Genomic DNA, 17514 nt, shown 5'->3' with positions numbered 1-17514 from the left:
TTCGTCTTCAAATCTCTTTATCGTTCGTTTAATGGCCTTCGGATTTAGGGTAATAATAAAGCAACATGCTATTTAATGCATAATTTAAAACATCCTGTGTGACCCGGAGGTATTAAAATGAACAAGCTCGACGCTATTATTATTGGTTTCGGTAAAGGCGGAAAGACCCTTGCCACAGAACTAGCTAATCGAAAATGGAAAGTAGCCGTGATTGAACGCTCTAAGAAAATGTACGGTGGAACTTGCATTAACATCGCCTGTATCCCTACGAAATCCTTAGCTTATCAAGCCCATCAAGGGGAAGATTATATAGAAGCGGTCCATAATAAGGATCAGCTTATTTCAAGTCTACGCCAAAAAAATTACGATAATCTAAATCAGAACGAGAATATAGAAGTTATCAATGGTGAAGCTTCCTTCTTATCGGATCACGAAGTCCAAGTAAAGGATGCCGGTGAGACGAAAATCTTAACCGCGGATAAAATCTTCATTAATACGGGCGCTGAAACCATCATTCCTACTATTGATGGGATACAAGATAGTAAGTTCGTATATACCAGCACATCCATTATGGATCTTAAGGAGCTCCCAACTAAACTAGCCATCATTGGTGGTGGTTATATTGGATTGGAATTCGCATCGATCTACAGTCAATTCGGCGCACAGGTTACGGTGCTGGAGAGTTCCTCGAAATTCATTCCTAAAGAAGACCGCGATGTCGCGGACGCCGTCCTCCAAACCTTTACCAAGAAGAACATTGAGGTCAAACTGAATGCAAAGGTTATAGGACTGAAGGATGTTAAAGATGGAACAGTTATCTCCTTTTCGATAGATGGTGCTATTCAAGAATTGAAAGTCGATGGGGTTCTGGTTGCGACAGGTAGAAAACCAAACATTGAGGGATTAAATTTAGAAGCAGCCGGTGTAGAAGTTACAGATCGGGGTGCTATTAAGGTGGACCCTTCCCTAAAAACCACCGTTCCCCATATATGGGCCCTCGGAGATGTCAAAGGCGGATTACAGTTTACCTACATCTCATTAGATGATTATAGAATTGTAAGAAATGACCTTTTCGGGGATCATTCCCATACCACAAATGACCGTGACGTTGTTCCATACAGTGTATTTATTGATCCCCCACTATCCAGAGTAGGAATAAGTGAAGAATCAGCTGTCGAACAAGGACTTGAAATTAAAGTCGCTACGTTGCCTGCAGCAGCTATTCCACGTGCTCGCTTAATTAACGAAACCGAGGGCTTCCTAAAAGCAATTGTGGATGCAAAAACCAATAAAATCCTAGGAGCTACATTGTTCTGTGTGGAATCTAGCGAAGTGATTAATATCGTGAGCATGGCAATACAAACAGGGCAAGATTTTACCTTTTTGAGAGATCATATCTTTACTCACCCTACAATAAGTGAAGCTTTGAATGATTTGTTCTCACAGATCAAAGAATAATACTACATGCATGGCAAACAAAAAGACACCCACATGGGGTGTCTTTTACTTTTACTATATAACACGATGCTGAACCCACTTCTTACCCATGAAGCGCCGTAGAAATATGAATCCTCTTATTCCCCACTCACAGTTCATAGCTAACCAAACCCCAAGCAGACCGAAATCGAGAACAATACCTAAGATGTATCCGAGTACTACACGGAACAACCACATACTTAACATAGACACCATGGATGTGAACTTGGAATCACCCGCCGCTCTAAGCGCTGACGGTGTTATGAAGCTAACAGACCACAGCGGTATTTGTACGATTGTATTGATAAGTACAATTATGAAGATATCCCTCACAATCTCCGCAGGTGGATGGAACATCGACACTAGCGGATGGAAGAAAGGCATAACTAACAATCCCATCACCACAAAGGAAAGGGAAGATGCTACGAGAAACGATTTAATAAATTTCCGAGCATCCTTAACATTATTGCTTCCCATACATTGTCCGACCACTGTAATAATCGTCAAAGACAGCGCATTCCCCGGAATTTGCATAATCCCCGCAAAGGAAGAGGCGATAGCATTTGTAGCAAGCGCGTAAGTACCGAGACTGACGATAAAGACTTGCGTCAGAATCTTACCACCATTAAAGAACATCTGCTCCGCCGCAAACGGCATACCGATGAACATTATTTTTTTGAGCATGGAGAATTGAACCACCAGTAAGTCACGAATTCGAATATGCAGTTCATTGTCCATCCGGAACAGATAATACAGAGCACATATCGCGCCCAAATATCGAGCTATATTTATAGAAATGGTCATCCCTAGAACGCCCATATGCAAAAGGTTAATAAATACGAGATTCAAGAGGACGTAAACTAAATTCATAATGAGCGATAGCGCAAGCGAGGCTCTCGTCCTTCCGATTCCCCGAAGAGCACCACACACCGCCTCTACCACAGCTATACCAAGATAGGAGATACAGCTCCCAATCAAATAGATTCGGGCGTTGTGCATTACCTCGGGTGAAGCTGCTCCAAATAGTAAGTTCAACAGCGGATTATGAAAAAGAATACCAAACATACCAATAACAAAAGCCATAAGGGAAACCGATGAAGTGGCGCCTGCGGTAGCTTTTGATACCATAAGACTATTACCGCTTCCTTTGTACTGCGCTACGACAACCGTACCACCTGTTGATACCGCGATAAACACACTAATGAGAAAAAGATTAAGAGAATCAATCATGTTCACCGCACTGATAGCTGCCACACCGGACGAACTGATCATAGCCGTATTCACTAGATTTAGCCCCACTATAAAGGCTTGATCTACCAGAATAGGGATAAATAAAGCAATCATATGGCGATAATCTAACGATTCTCCTGAAAAATATTTTTCAAGAAACCGCACACTTCGCTTCGTATTGACATTTACATTAGGTTCCATCTTCGCTTCACTTCTTTTACATTAGAGTTATCCAGATCTGAAATATCCTTATAAATAGAAAAAGGCTCTTCAGGTTGAAGAGCAATTCAAAAGTACAGCTAATTTATAAGCACTTAGGTATGCGGTCGAGAGGACTCGAACCTCCACGGGGATTAACCCACACGGACCTGAACCGTGCGCGTCTGCCAATTCCGCCACGACCGCACAAAATATAAAAGAATCATGCAGTGCAGAACTAAATTATCATATATTAGCGCAAAGGGCAATACCTAATGTAAAAAGAAAAAGTGTACCGAGTCCCTATTAGGGATCATCGATACACTTTTTAGAAGAACTATCGGATTATGAAGCTTGTTCAAGCATACGGTAGATAATGACTGCCGCTTGAGCGCGGTTAGCTATGCCCTTAGGTGCAAATTTACCACCCTCAACACCGTTAACAATCCCCAATTGGGTCAGTTGTGCTATAGCGTCCTGTGCGTAAGGAGCAATACTGGACTTGTCTGCAAACTTGCCCAGCGCTGCATTCTTATCAATCGGCTGTAGTTTATCTTTCAATGCATTAGCAATCATAATAGCCATTTCTTCACGAGTCACTTCACGACCCGGTTCGAATTTACCATTTCCAGAGCCTTGTACAAGTCCGGCCTTCACCGCAAGGGCGATAGAATCCGTGTACCAAACTCCTTGCTTAACATCGCTGAATGAACTGGTTGTTGCCGAACCCGTCAGATTCAGTGCGCGTACCAGCATTGTAATAAATTCTGCTCTAGTCACTGTTTTAGTTGGCGCAAAAGTATTTGCATCCAATCCTTTTATAATGCCCTTAGCAGCCAATGCTTGAATAGCTTCTTGCGCCCAAGCTACCTTACCCAGATCTTTGAAGCTTGCTGCTGGAGTAGTAGTTGGCGCTGGTGTCGCTGTTGGTGCTGGTGATGCTGTTGGTTTCACGGTTGGAGTAGGTGTTGGAGTTACAACATTTGGACCTCCATCGCCACTGCCCGATCCCGTATCATCAGCCTTCTCTTTGTTAGTAATACGACCTTCAATGGCTGCCTTGATCTCTTTGCGATCAAACGTCTTCACAATGTAATCGTAGAATACATCCAAATCAATCGGACCAGCCAATGAATTCTTACCTTCAGTCAGAACCTTGTAGTTATCCCCACCAGCAGCCATAAAGTTATTCACGACTGCCGTATATTCCTGCTTAGGATTAATTGGTGTTCCGTTAGTCAGCGTAAGATTGGCTACGCGATCCTCTACTGGAAGATACATATTCGCTGTATATTTCAGTCCAGAAATTTGCAGTGTTTTGATATCTGGTGATTTGTCAGCTTTCACGCCCCATTGCTGCTGAAGCAACGTTTTGATCTGATCTCCAGTTAGTGTCAGCTTCACAAGTGTGTTGCCGAACGGCTGAACTTTAGCCAAATCGCCAAAGGTTACATCACCCTTCGGAAGATCCGCACGGATACCGCCCGGATTCATAAAGGCAAAATCAGCAGCCTTTGCGCCATCACCAAAATCAGCAGCACGCATAGAATCAGCAATCAGGTTACCGAGGGCAGCTTCTTTGGTATAAGCATCCGTACGAGTTACGGTTCCATCAGTTGTACCCACTGGTTGGGTCAGTTCAGGATGCTTCTCAAGGTATGCATTTACCAGTGCCACACTTTCCGGATCTGGTGTTACACCTTCATGGAAGGTGGACGTTACTACAGCAGACTTGTCCTTCACATCTCCTGTTTCATGGTCAATGATCAGCTTGATATCTTCAAATGCTGTACCGTAAGAGTATGCTTGTACAAGCAACTTACCGTTGACCAATCCGTTTGCCAGAGCATGGTTATCACCAGCAACGATAACGTCAACAGGGGAGTTCGCAGGAAGCGCATTGGCTAGGTCAGCTGCTTCACCTGTGGTTTTGCCATCTTTAGTTGTGGCAGGATCATGCGCAAGTACGATGATCGTTTCTACACCTTTAGATTGAAGCTCCTTCGCATATTTCTCAACAGCCGCTACTTCCTCCTCTGGAGAGAGGAAGTGTACGCCCACTGTTCCAGAAGGTGCAACCTTGCTTGGTGTGGATTTGGTTACAAGACCTATAAAGCCGATCTTCACACCACCGACTTCTTTGATTACATAAGGATTGATAATGGGTTCGCCGTTTTTGGCATACACTGCATTAGCATTCACATAATCAAAATCAGAACCAGCATGGATAATTTTTTTGTTCTTTGGATCAGCACCACCATAAAGCTGTGTCATTAGCGCATCAACACCTTGGTCGAACTCATGGTTACCCAAGGAACCTACATCAAATTTCATCATATTCATCCAAGCATGAGTCGGCTCATCGCGTTCAAGCGAGGATACAGGTGCCGATGCTCCTACGGAGTCACCGTTATGGAAGAGCAAGGAGTTCTCGTACTTTGCACGAGCCTGTTTCAAGTAAGTCGCGAGGTAAGCTGCTGTGCCTACAGACTTATTGCTCACTGTAGAAACTGTGTCTAGTTGACCATGGAAGTCATTAATTCCAATAAGGTGAACTTCAACATCTGCAGTTGGCGTAGGAGTTTTCACACTTAGATCCAGTTCGAAAATTCCGAAGCCTTTATCATTTTGCTGACGCGTATCGGATATGTTCGCCGGAAGTACACTTGCTGCTTTAGGCGTTGTAGTGAACGTTACTTTCACACTACCCTTAATAGGTGCCAAGGACCAGTTGCCATCAGCAGTAGGATCAATCGTTCCAGCTTCACTGATATAGTCCATCAAGACCTGACGATTCTCATCTTGAGAGTCCACTACCAACTCTGATCCTTTAACACCCGGGAAGTTACCGCCACCGCTTGCACGGTAATTGTTAGTGACAACAATGAAATCCTGATCAAGATCTAAAGGCTGATCATTGTAAGTCACTTCCGTCACACGACTCGACGAAGCATCATTAATGGAGCCATCCGGATTGTACTTCGCGTTTTTTGTTACATCAATTTTATATTGAATCCCATCGATGACATCAAAGTTAAAGACTTGGAATTTCGGGTTCAACAGAGGCTGCGGAGTCGAGATTCCAAGTTTGATGCGGTTAAATGCACCTGCACTCATTTCCAGCCATTCCTTTACAACAGAACCATTAACCTTGATTGCTTTAAGCGTGTTGTCGTATAGATAGAGGTCGCTTGCACTACGAATAGTCAAGTTCCCTTTATCAATACTAGTGTATTCTTCCGGACCGTTACGTCCTGCTTTAAAAGGAGCACCAACACTCAGAATTGGAAGGTCCTTATATTGAGGAACATTGACATCAATATACTTCTGAACATACCACTTCTGTGCATACGTCACGAGCTGAACTGTAGGATCATCCTGAACCATTGCAAAATAGCTGTTCATCGGAGCTGTTGTAACACCCAGCTTCTGTTCAGTATAAGCAATTGTAGCGTTATGCGCTGCCGCAACAGCAGCATCTACAGCCGGATCAGGCTCGACCGTTGGAATGTTTACTTTATCCTCTGTCTTATAGATAGAACGAGCTAAAGCTTTCGAGCTTTGCTTATCTACATCCCAGCCGTTACTACCGTATACAATATCCAGATCAATTAGACCTAGATAAGCACCGCCATAGCCAGCTTGTACAGCAGGCGTACCGTTAATGTGACCATTCACATTATCGATCTTAGCTTTTTCATTCGCATAAGGCTGTTTAGTTTCCGGGTCTATGAACGAAGCATCCAGTGTACTGTCATTTCCCGTTGGGAATACTTTATGGGTATGTGAGAACGTGATCGCATCAATGCCCGGAACCTTGCTCAAGGCATTAATATCATTCTCCGAACCATCACCTATAACAGCATTGACGTCAAACCCAGTATGGGCCATAGCGACAATGACATCTGCTCCCTCATCTTGCATTTGAGGAACAAACTTCGCAGCCGTTGCGGCAATATCTTCTACGGTGACTTTGCCCTCCAGATTAACCTTGTCCCACTCCATAATCTGTGGAGTGACCAGACCGATCAGACCGACTTTAATTGTTTGTTCTTGACCATTACTATCTTTTACTTTTTTATTAAGAATAACATAAGGAGTAAAGGCATTAGTGCCATCTGGTTTATATATGTTCGCATTCACATAATCAAAATTGGCACCGGTAGTCGACTTATTACCAACGCTACCATTTATAGTACGATCTAAAAATTGCAATCCATAATTGAATTCATGATTTCCAAAAGTCGCAGCGTTATATCCCATAGCATTCATAGCCGCAATCATCGGATGAATCTCATTCGGATCTTTCAGTTCCGATTTCTTCGCCACGTACGTACCAAGAGGGGTTCCTTGGATCAAATCCCCATTATCAAGAAGGAGGTTGTTCGGTTGTTCACCTCTCGCTTGTTTCACCAGAGTTGCTGTGCGGTCAAGACCGACGGTTACAGATGGTGCACCCTTAAAATAATCCCAACCATACACATTAGTGTGCACATCCGTTGTGCTCATCAAACGGAGCTCAACCTTGGCTCCAGAAGCAGGTGCAGCAGCTACTTTATCCGGACTCCAAACCGTACCCAAAACGACTCCACCTAGTACCTGTGCTGAAAGCACTGCAGCTGCTAGTACAGAAGCGAGAGGCTTGTTCCATCGTGTCTTCCATCCCATAAAGATTTATTCCCCCTAGTAGTTTTTACATAATTTCGGTGATATTATATCACACAAACATGACGAAAAAGTATAGGATTGTAAAATTAATATAAATTCGTGTCAAATATATTAACGTGTGAAGAAAGACCCAGGTCACATTTTTATTTTATTAGATCAAGAGTCTCTAGACATACAAAAAAACACACCTTATACAGATGCGTCCCAAGAAAGCGCATACATAAGATCAAAACACGTCGAATCTTTATCTGATAATAACTCTCTCAAGACCCACTCATGATGGCAGTAAACCCAAAGCAAATTGCCGTGATTAAAGACAAAGGTGTCATCACAAGTCTTTCTTTTTTACTCTTCGATAATATATTCATTACGGTATTGAGAATTAGATAGACTGTAAAAAAGTAACATACGCCTCTATCAAAAGGTAATCCAATAGAAATCACGTTGCCTGCCTGCAACAAGTACAAGATTGCAATCAGTTGTATAACAACTGAGATCGCACACGCAATCCTCATCTGTGAGGGCATGATTCTATGTTTGCCACCCATTGCGAACTCTCCATAAGGTAATCCTAAAGACAGTAATATGTAAAGAATCGCTGCTCCCGCAAAAGTAATACTCCCAATCCATGCAGATAACATCCTACCACCCCCTTCACTAATTGTTATTCGAATCTTATAAGCGGAAGAACACCTTTATAAATGCAATGGGCTTTCACGAGAGATACTTGGAAATCGATATTTATGTATAACGTCGTTTCCTCATCCATTTTTTGGACTTTCTTTTCATATTAATGATGAACCCGCACAAGCAACACCGGAATATCTGAGTAATATAGAATTAAATAGACCAATGAGGTGATCCACAAATGTCAAACAGAGCAAAAATTCGCAAGCGAGCTGAACAGCTCAAGGGTAGACCTGTGTGCGTTACGCTTCATGATGGACGTACGTATGTAGGATGGATAACTGGCCTCGATAAGGATGGATTGACCCTCTCCAAACCACGTAAAAATAAAAATAAAAACAAAAAATCAAAAAAACACTCTTCTTCCCGCTCCCGGAAAGCGAACGTATCAGGACTCATGCCATTATTCGGCTCACTTTTCGGAATGGGAGGAGGAGCTGCAGGGGCTACCGAGGCTGCAAGTTCAGGCGCTTCAGGATTCGGTGGAATTATGGGCTTCGTAGGGATGATCCAAAGAACCATGCCGGTTGTGAAAATGGGCTACAATATGATTAAATCTATTTCCCCATTCTTGAATGGACTGAAGGGTTTAATGGGATAGTCAAAAGACACCCCTCAAGGTGTCTTTTTATTTTTCCTCATGAACTTATCAGTTTCTTCAACAGTCTCCCCGCAGATTTTACTCGTGGGCGCTTTAAATGCTCCTGTACATAGCGATAGTCCGTTAATTCAACACTAGCATCACGAATCGCATAGGTAAAATCATCATCAAAGGGTAGACGGTATTCCCAGACTCGCTTCTCCCAATGTGGTATATTTGCAAGCATCCACGGATCGTCGATTCCGGGATGAATATAGGTTTCACTAACACCATCAGGTAGCGAATACATCTTGGCGATAATGGATTGTTTGAAACGATCGTACGTCTCACCCTCTTCCACACCAAAAGGATGCGACAACAAGTAATCAGGAATCGGGACTCCAAGTGTATCGGCCAGCCCGGATCCAAGTGCAACAGGACGTTCAATATTTTTCAACGATCCCAGAAGAGGATCCTCTGGATGGATGTATCGAAAGAACCGTGATGGCAATCCCCAGCGCGAAATTCTCCACAACGTCTGCGGGAGCAAGCTACGTCCCGTTTCCATGCCATATAAACTTCCCATATGGTTGTCTACATGACTAATCACTATTCCCGATTGTTTCACTCTCTCATACTGCGCAACAATCTCCTTCAGCACAGCTTTTGTCTGCGCCCCCTGCTCAAACTCTTTTACCGTCTTATATTGATGCCCGCCATCGTCATGTAGTGAAGAGTCCCCCGTCAGGCTGCTCCAGCGTAAAGCCTCAAACTCACTAGTCATCGTCAAATGAAGGCCCACATTTTGTTGTTGCCTACGGCTACACCATCTAGCTGCCTCCTCGAATCCAGGGGCCACCGCCATGATCGTCGCTGAAGATACTTTTCCCTCTTCTAATAGATGCATAATCGCCTGATTCATGGCAGGACTTTGCCCAAAATCATCACAATTGATGATTAATTTTCTGATCATAGTCAGCATCACCTCTCAATTGCCCCGTAAATGTAAATTTAATAGTAAAAGATATGACAACAGATATCGCTAGCAGAAATAACGGCACCACGCTTATTAAATACCGGAACGTTGCTTCTGGATCAGACCCTGGGTCATCGCCACCCTTGTAACCAAAGATCATCCCTACAATGAAAAAAGCCAGCGCCGAGATTAATCCGCTCGAGCGAGTGATGAATCCACTTACCGCGGTATAGATGCCTTCTCTTCTCAGACCTGTCTTCTCCGCATCCTCATCAATAATTTTGCCACCTACGATTGCCGGGGTTACTAGAAATCCTGCTAGTCCGAAACCGACAACAATGCCAGCGGCCACACCACTTACAAGATCATACCCGAACCATAGCGGAATGACAGATAAAGCATATAGGATAAGCGATAGCCGCCATGCCTTGACCCCATCCATCTTACGAATAATCCAATACCACACGAACACTAATGGAATGACCGAGACAAAGACAGCCGCGAGCATAATAGACACCTGTGCTTCTGAAATATGTAGAACATATTTTGCATAAAAGGGAATCATCGAGCTTACAAGTCCATTAACCGTTTGGGCAAAAGAGTTCGAAATATTAAACACCCAGAACTTCTTATTCCGAATCGTTTCCCGAAAAGCCGGGATGAGCTTCAACGGTTCAGTCTTAGTGGTCTCTTTCTTCTCTTGGACATTCATCATACATAAAAACATAAACACGCCGAAGACACAGGCATACACAATAGCCATATTAGAGAAGTTAATTGCTGCGAAAAGTTTTGGCGTTAGAGCCGTACCGATTAACAGAGCAACCACTTGATACCCTTGCTGAATCACCGAGGCTTTTGCCCGAATACGATCTCCACGGAAGAGCTCCGGAAGCAGTGCGCCATAGTTCACCCACAAGACCGTAGCGACAGCCTCATAGAAAATAAGTGTCACTAGAAACCAAGTGAAGAGTCCATTTTCAGATAATCCGCCGGGTGGAGAGAACACCAGCACAAACGCCAGCATAAATAGCGGAATCGAGCCGAACACCCAGGGTCTACGCCGACCATAGCGGGTATTTGTGCGGTCTGACCAGTATCCAAACAGCGGATTATTCACCGCATCCCAGATCAGAAAGATTGTTCTGGCCAGTGTAGCAAGTCCAATGCCCAAGCCCAATTTCTCCACATAAAAATAACTGTAAAAAGAACTAAAAGCCTGACTGGGAACCATCATCGCAAACATCCCTAATGCAAAGGTGTACGGCGAGTTCATCCATTTATGCTTCACTCACATACCTCCCATATAGTAATCATCTAGTTGTAATATATTACCACATATACTGGAAGTTTAGTGACAAATTTGCTCCAATCTAATGCGTTTCCTCATCATAAAGAAGGGATAACCGCGGATGTTTACACAGTTCAAAAAAGTGCTCAGTAGTATAAACTACCAAGCACTTTGCTTCTTCCACTATAAAACGTCTTTCAGCTTTTTCCGACTCTGAATATCCAAAGTGGAATAATCACGAATTTCGCATCTTTTTCCGTTGACGTCAGTAAGAATGATGCGGTAAAGACTCGGGTATTGCATATGCTCATGCAGGTTACGCATAACGATACGGGTCTGCCCCAGATTCGTTTGTAGCTCCCAAATCCACATATCTGCCTTCTGTTTGATGGAATCAATTCGGGTCACAACGGGAAGAAAATATCGCAGCTGCAATTCTTTGTCCACTTCCCCCCGACTTTCCTCATCCAGCTGATCAATGTCACGAATGACACCAATCTCCTCACTCTTAGAATTTCTCACAGAAATATACTGGGTGTTGTATTGAAAAGGAAATATACGAAAAAGGATTAGTTCTTCATAAACCTTACCCTCTATTACCCCTTGAAACACCCCACCTTGGCTACGACTAAAGGAAATCAGACCCGGTTCAAAAATGTTAATTTCATAGGGATCTTTATCTTGAGCTTTCAATTCATCTCTGACGCTGATTGGATCACTCATGCACTTCTACCCCCTTGATCTGGGACATTTCTTTCTGTGCTTCGACCAGTTTGAAGTAAGCCCCTTCTACTGCTAGCAATTCTTCATGCGTACCCACCTCAATAATCTTACCGCGTTCCAGCACGACGAGCCGATTGGCATTTCTTAAAGTGGACAATCGATGAGCAATGGCGAATGTCGTTCTACCTTTGACCAGACGCGAGATCGCTTCTTGGATTTGCCGCTCAGTCACTGTATCCACAGAAGCCGTTGCTTCGTCCAGAATTAGAATCCGCGGATCGTGAATTATTGCTCGGGCAATAGACACTCGCTGCTTCTCCCCTCCGGATAACTTATGCCCACGTTCACCTACCCTTGTGTCATAGCCATCAGGTAGCTGAACGATGAAGTCATGTGCATTGGCAATTTTAGCAGCACGCATAATTTCCAGCTCTGTAGCGTCCGGTTTAGAATAAGCGATATTCTCAGCAATCGTGCCGTCGAACAGGAATGTCTCCTGCAGCACTACACCGATCTGACTCCGAAGGTCAGACTGGCTAATATTTCGGATATCCACCCCGTCGATGGTGATGGTACCCTCATCTGTGTCATAGAATCGGCAAATCATGTTGATGAAGGTCGACTTCCCAGCACCTGAATGTCCGACCAGACCAATCATCTCTCCTGCAGCTACTTTTAAATCCACGTTCTTGAGCACAGGGTGATGCTTTTCGTATCCATAAGTGACCTGTTTAAACTCTACCTCACCATTAACACGACCAATATCAGCTGGGTTCATAGTATCAGGCACATCGGATGGTGTATCCATAATTTCAAAAACCCGATCTGCAGCTGAAATCGCATGACTGGCCCAATTGATCATTTGACTTACCCACTGCAAAGGTCCGAGGAGCATCCCGAGGTAAGTCACCAAAGCGATTAGTGTACCAATAGATAACTGTCCATCAAGCACCGTTCTGCCGCCATAATACCAAATTAATAGCGTACCTACGCCAGCAACTAACGCAAAGGCGGGAAACATTCCCTGCCACAAGCCTTCAATCCGGATATTGTGCCGCACCAATTCCTTATTAGCGACAGTATAACGTGACATTTCCGTAGTTTCCTGACCAAATGCTTTAACCACACGAATCCCCTGCAAAGAATCGCCAACCAGAGCGTTTAGTCTAAAAATAGATCTCCACTGCTGGTACCACCGTCTGCCAATCATCGGCCATAATACAGTCGATAGTACTACCATAAGCGGCATAGGCAGCATGGCTAGCAGTGTTAGCTTCCAATCCATACTAAACATAATGGCGAAGATTGCGATCACCCTTAATGATTCACCTGAGACCCATATTACGCCATCTGTCATGAATTGCCGCATCGCCTCAGAGTCATTATTTACCCGTCCAATGAATTGCGAAGACTGTCTTCGATCGAAGAAAGATAACGACAATTTCATCAAGGAATGATACACATCATGACGCAGATCACCCATAATTTTTGAGCCAATCCATACTCCGATAAGTCCACGTACAGTCTGCATTAGAGTAACCACCAGAGAGGTGGCTGCAAGCCCAATTACAATCCATAGCAACGTTGAACCCATGTCCTTTTTTGTTAGCACGTTATCTACAATCATTTTCGTCAAAAAAGGTGGAACAAGCTCTATCAATGTAGTGAAAATCAGCATAATCGCTGCTGCGATCATTTGGATTTTATACGGCTTAGCGTAACCTAACATTCGAAATAGAACCTTGCCGTTACTTTTACACACCGGACAGGTCTGAGAATCGTCAGGTAGCGGATTGCGGCATTTCGGACAATGTCTTGGAAATTCTTTTTCAGAAGCCGTTGGCCGCTCCTCCCCTTTAGCTACAGCAGCAATTAATTTAGACGCATATCCAAATATAGAGGTAAGCGATGCGGTATAACGTATAAGAATGATTGGACCCTCTTTAGTATCTACAAGTAACGAACCGCCTCCTACCCCACCTACTACTCGAGCATCGGTTATGCTCGAAACAAAAAACTTCGAAACCATTCTCCCGTCCGTTCCCCAAACGGACACTTCCTTCTCTGTCAATACAAGCCATTGCTCACCGAACTGTCCATCTTTCATTAAATCAGATCCAAAGTGGAATAACGGTTGTTCCGTAAGCTGCATTTCTATAGACTTGGGAAGTTTATCAACATATGGCATTCTTTTTCTCCCCTTTCTTTACCCACCTATTTACTCACATATATTTACAGTGGTAAAGATGAAAGAATGACTATAATTATTTTGTATAGTTACTTGAACAACCCAAAAAAGACACCCTTAAAGTGTCCTTTTCATTATTTTCTATGATACTGGCTATGTCCTAAAAACAAATCCCGATGGATTCATTTTTATGTATAACGGGTCAGCAAATGCTCCTGCGCTAATTTCATATCTTATTAATTAACCAAATAGATCGGATTCTAGAAATCTGTTCGTTATTTTCGACGACGAATGTTCATGCGATTATACATCACTAAACCGGCTATGACCATGCCCAGCGTACCTATACTACTCGCTACTTCAGTCTGCATACCAAACAAAATACATACGTTAGTCACCAGGCTTCTCGTAAGCAATGCGACAATAATTAGCATGATCGGACGCCAAAAGTTATATCTTCTCATTTCAGTAACACTCCTAATCCATTTTTCTTAAGCGCTTAACCTAATTTATCTATATGTATTATAGCATAAGTAAGTAACCGCATACATTTTACGTAATCCTAACAATTATGATCTAATCAGGGTATAATTCAGCACCCACTCTCCTTCTTTGTTCGACTTTAGGTATAGACTTATCATTTTTTACGGATTATAATAACAAACGAACACCAAAAGACGAACATTAAGGCGGAAATCATGACTGAATATATGCAAATATTCCTAGGCACTTCATTTTCAAGCAAATCACCAAAGGAAATTCAAATTTTAAAAGACCATCTCTACTGCATTAATACAGATGGAATGATAGAAAAGATCGTTTCACCAGAAGAACCCGACTATCAAACTTTACTAGCTACTTATCAAGACCAAGACAACTTCCATCGATTAGCTGAAGGTCAGTATTTTTTGCCTGGCTTTATCGACTTGCATGTTCACGCCCCGCAGTGGGCTCAATCTGGAACTGCATTAGATATTCCACTCTATGATTGGTTAAATACGTACACCTTCCCACTGGAGTCTAAGTTTTCGGACCTGGATTTTGCTAAAAAGGTCTACTCTGATGTGGTTGATACTTTACTCGCGAACGGAACTACTACAGCCCTTTATTTTGCAACGGTGCATAAAGAAGCCAGTTTACTATTAGCCCAAATATGTGCGGATAAAGGACAACGCGGACTCGTTGGAAAAGTGGTAATGGACGACCCTCAAGGAAATCCAGAATACTATCGCGACACTGACACCGACACCGCAATTAAAGATACAGAAGAATTTATACTAGCGGTAAAAGAACTAGCCAAATCTACTAAGCAAGGCGTTTATCCAGTAGTGACACCTAGGTTCATTCCTAGCTGTACGAATGAGGCTTTGCAAGGTTTAGGAGACTTAGCCGCCAAATATGATACTCATATTCAATCGCACTGTAGTGAAAGTGATTGGGCACATGGTTATGTACAAGAACGATTCCAGAAGAACGATGCTTTTGCCTTGCATGATTTCGGTCTACTCCGTGATAAATCTGTAATGGCACATTGTAATTTTTTAGAAGAAGAAGATGTAGAGTTATTTGCGGAGACAGGAACGGCTATTGCGCATTGTCCAATATCAAACGCTTATTTTGCCAATAGTGTCATCCCTATCGCTCATTTCCACTCCAAAGGTGTAGAGATTGGTTTAGGGTCTGATATTTCTGGCGGTTTTTCACCTAGTCTCTTCGATAACATAAGACAAGCTGTAATGTCTTCAAGAATGCTAGAGGATGGCGTTAATCCTTCCCTTCCTGCACAAGAGCGTGGATTACTAGGATCACGGATTAAGATTGATGAAGCTTTCTATCTTGCTACTGCTGGCGGTGGTAAAAGTTTAAGCTTACCTATCGGTCGGATACTAGAAGGCTATACATGGGATGTTCAAATTATTGATACGAAATTACCATCGGCTAGATTGCCTATTTTTGATGGGAATGAAGATTTAGAGGACGTGTTTCAAAAGATGATGTATTTAGCTCGACCTGAGAATATCCGTGAAGTCTGGGTACAGGGTGAAAAGGTTCATTCACGTTAAGGATCGATAAAACTAGAAAATATAAGGTGGGCATCTGAGTGGAAACACAAGCAAACGTACAAGATCAAGCGCCATTGAAGTCACAACTATTAACCGTTCTACCCGATGAAAAAGTTTCCTTCGGTAAATCCATCATCCTAGGCTTTCAACATGTATTGGCAATGGACGTTTATGTAGTTCCTTTCCTGATTGCAATGTTAATCGGCTTGCAACCGAATCAGTCAAGCGCGTTGATTCAATCTACCTTTATTGCTGCTGGACTTGCAACGATTGTGCAGACTTATTTCTGTATGAAGCTTCCTATCGCGCAAGGTCCATCTTATGTTCCGCTTGGTGCGATCGTCAGTATTTATGCCGCTAGTGGCGGCGGGGAGCTGGGTTGGAGTTCCGTATTAGGTGCCAGCTTAATCGGTGCGGTTCTAGTTATTATTTTGGGCTATGTCGGGATCTTTAATAAAATCGTTAAGAACTTTATCCCACCCATTGTAGGTGGTACGATCATATTCATAGTTGGTCTTTCTTTATTACCTGTTGCTATAAGAGACAATATCTATGGAGCTTCAGGCGCTTCAATCAATCAGAACGTTTTGTTAGCCCTTATTTCAGCAGGTACACTCCTTTTATTCGTGATTCTCGGTTCTATGTTCCGTAATAAAGGATCGATCTTCCGAATTATTTCCGTCATGATGGCGTTAGTAGTTGGATGTATCTCTGCTAACTTGATGGGTGTGTTAGATTTCTCAGCGATTAGCAAAGCGAACTGGTTTAGCATGCCTCGTATCGCTTTTGTAGATTTCGGATTCTCGTTCAACTTTTCGGCTATTATCACCATGGTTATTATTTATCTCGTACTGCTAGCTGAAACAACAGGTACCTGGTTTGCTGTCAGCAACGTAATCAATAAACCTTTAACAGACGAACATATTAATAAAGGGGTTATCGGTGAGGGGATTGGCTGTCTTATTGCTTCTGCACTCGGTTCAACACCTGTAACAGGATATTCTACCAATGCGGGCATTATCTCCATCACAGGTGTTGCCTCCCGCCGTGTTTTCCTCGCAGTAGGAGGATGGTTTGTCCTCTTCGGTTGTTCTGGTAAATTAGCTGCTCTGATCTCTTCCATTCCATCCGCTGTAATCGGCGGCGTCTTCGCTATCGTCTGCGGGATCATTGCAATTAATGGTGTACAGGTGATGAAGAACGTAACGATTGGCGAGAAAGAAATGTATATTATCGCAATACCGATGATTATCACGTTAGCTTTGGTACTCATTCCTGGCGACTACTTACATTCCTTACCTTCATTCGTGCAATATTTATTGGGCTCACCTATCCTAGCGGCTTCATTGGCAGCGATCTTATTGAATAAACTACTGCCAGGTGGAAAATAGAACGTAAAATGCTAGATCTTAAAACGGGCATCAAACGATGTCC

The 17514-nt window shown here is 43.1% G+C and carries 12 protein-coding genes and 1 tRNA gene; 4 read left to right on the top strand and 9 right to left on the bottom strand.

Translation table 11 applies throughout. From position 1 onward, the window contains the following. Window positions 1-117: 117 nt before the first annotated feature. The gene (locus tag MKY99_RS01180) at window positions 118-1458 is read left to right on the top strand and encodes an FAD-dependent oxidoreductase (RefSeq protein ID WP_339268209.1); all 1341 of its coding nucleotides are present in this window, start codon (window positions 118-120) and stop codon (window positions 1456-1458) included. Between the two features lie 54 nt (window positions 1459-1512). Here MKY99_RS01180 and MKY99_RS01175 read toward each other — a convergent pair whose 3' ends face one another. The 4 genes from MKY99_RS01175 to MKY99_RS01160 form a co-directional block, all read right to left on the bottom strand. After that, complete coding sequence (locus MKY99_RS01175) at window positions 1513-2907, bottom strand: MATE family efflux transporter (protein ID WP_042184093.1); 1395 nt, start codon at window positions 2905-2907, stop codon at window positions 1513-1515. Window positions 2908-3027: 120 nt separating this feature from the next. Further along, window positions 3028-3111 (bottom strand) — tRNA-Leu (locus tag MKY99_RS01170). Window positions 3112-3249: 138 nt separating this feature from the next. Beyond that, a complete protein-coding gene (locus tag MKY99_RS01165) occupies window positions 3250-7572 on the bottom strand; it encodes a bifunctional 2',3'-cyclic-nucleotide 2'-phosphodiesterase/3'-nucleotidase (protein WP_339268206.1) in 4323 nt (1440 codons plus the stop codon). Window positions 7573-7835: 263 nt separating this feature from the next. Further along, a complete protein-coding gene (locus MKY99_RS01160; protein WP_339268204.1) occupies window positions 7836-8213 on the bottom strand; it encodes a hypothetical protein in 378 nt (125 codons plus the stop codon). Between the two features lie 227 nt (window positions 8214-8440). Between MKY99_RS01160 and MKY99_RS01155 the strand changes: the two genes are divergently transcribed. Next, window positions 8441-8860 carry a hypothetical protein gene (locus tag MKY99_RS01155; protein WP_339244304.1) on the top strand — a complete coding sequence of 140 codons (420 nt, stop codon included), beginning with the start codon at window positions 8441-8443 and terminating at the stop codon, window positions 8858-8860. Window positions 8861-8897: 37 nt separating this feature from the next. Here MKY99_RS01155 and MKY99_RS01150 read toward each other — a convergent pair whose 3' ends face one another. The 5 genes from MKY99_RS01150 to MKY99_RS01130 form a co-directional block, all read right to left on the bottom strand. Next, on the bottom strand, window positions 8898-9812 hold the full coding sequence (locus MKY99_RS01150) for a polysaccharide deacetylase family protein (RefSeq protein WP_042184085.1): 915 nt from the start codon (window positions 9810-9812) through the stop codon (window positions 8898-8900). Beyond that, window positions 9784-11106 (bottom strand): MFS transporter, encoded by a 1323-nt coding sequence (locus tag MKY99_RS01145; RefSeq protein WP_339268202.1) that lies wholly within the window; start codon window positions 11104-11106, stop codon window positions 9784-9786. Before MKY99_RS01145 ends, MKY99_RS01150 begins: the two co-directional genes overlap by 29 nt. Before the next feature lie 183 nt (window positions 11107-11289). Continuing rightward, window positions 11290-11829: a DUF1854 domain-containing protein gene (locus MKY99_RS01140; protein ID WP_339268200.1), complete on the bottom strand. Its 540-nt coding sequence runs from the start codon at window positions 11827-11829 to the stop codon at window positions 11290-11292. Continuing rightward, window positions 11822-14017 (bottom strand): ABC transporter ATP-binding protein, encoded by a 2196-nt coding sequence (locus tag MKY99_RS01135; RefSeq protein WP_339268198.1) that lies wholly within the window; start codon window positions 14015-14017, stop codon window positions 11822-11824. Before MKY99_RS01135 ends, MKY99_RS01140 begins: the two co-directional genes overlap by 8 nt. Before the next feature lie 275 nt (window positions 14018-14292). Then, window positions 14293-14481, bottom strand: a complete 189-nt coding sequence (locus MKY99_RS01130) for a hypothetical protein (protein WP_042184077.1) — start codon at window positions 14479-14481, stop codon at window positions 14293-14295. A 234-nt stretch (window positions 14482-14715) separates the two neighbouring features. Here MKY99_RS01130 and guaD point away from each other — a divergent pair, with 234 nt between their 5' ends. Next, window positions 14716-16080 (top strand): guanine deaminase, encoded by a 1365-nt coding sequence (gene guaD / locus MKY99_RS01125; protein ID WP_339268196.1) that lies wholly within the window; start codon window positions 14716-14718, stop codon window positions 16078-16080. A 38-nt stretch (window positions 16081-16118) separates the two neighbouring features. Continuing rightward, window positions 16119-17471 (top strand): solute carrier family 23 protein, encoded by a 1353-nt coding sequence (locus MKY99_RS01120; protein WP_339268193.1) that lies wholly within the window; start codon window positions 16119-16121, stop codon window positions 17469-17471. Window positions 17472-17514 lie beyond the last annotated feature (43 nt).

The organism is Paenibacillus sp. FSL R5-0470, from assembly GCF_037975205.1.
GTDB lineage: Bacteria > Bacillota > Bacilli > Paenibacillales > Paenibacillaceae > Paenibacillus_AQ.
Note: the sequence above shows the minus strand (reverse complement) of the source record. Positions and strands in the feature narration are given on the sequence as shown.

Coding starts and splice junctions, on each gene's coding strand:
- MKY99_RS01135 (WP_339268198.1), bottom strand. CDS start 14,017: ATGCCATATGTTGATAAACTTCCCAAGTCTATAGAAATGCAGCTTACG.
- MKY99_RS01180 (WP_339268209.1), top strand. CDS start 118: ATGAACAAGCTCGACGCTATTATTATTGGTTTCGGTAAAGGCGGAAAG.
- MKY99_RS01160 (WP_339268204.1), bottom strand. CDS start 8,213: ATGTTATCTGCATGGATTGGGAGTATTACTTTTGCGGGAGCAGCGATT.
- MKY99_RS01155 (WP_339244304.1), top strand. CDS start 8,441: ATGTCAAACAGAGCAAAAATTCGCAAGCGAGCTGAACAGCTCAAGGGT.
- MKY99_RS01175 (WP_042184093.1), bottom strand. CDS start 2,907: ATGGAACCTAATGTAAATGTCAATACGAAGCGAAGTGTGCGGTTTCTT.
- MKY99_RS01140 (WP_339268200.1), bottom strand. CDS start 11,829: ATGAGTGATCCAATCAGCGTCAGAGATGAATTGAAAGCTCAAGATAAA.
- MKY99_RS01150 (WP_042184085.1), bottom strand. CDS start 9,812: ATGATCAGAAAATTAATCATCAATTGTGATGATTTTGGGCAAAGTCCT.
- MKY99_RS01165 (WP_339268206.1), bottom strand. CDS start 7,572: ATGGGATGGAAGACACGATGGAACAAGCCTCTCGCTTCTGTACTAGCA.
- guaD (WP_339268196.1), top strand. CDS start 14,716: ATGACTGAATATATGCAAATATTCCTAGGCACTTCATTTTCAAGCAAA.
- MKY99_RS01130 (WP_042184077.1), bottom strand. CDS start 14,481: ATGAGAAGATATAACTTTTGGCGTCCGATCATGCTAATTATTGTCGCA.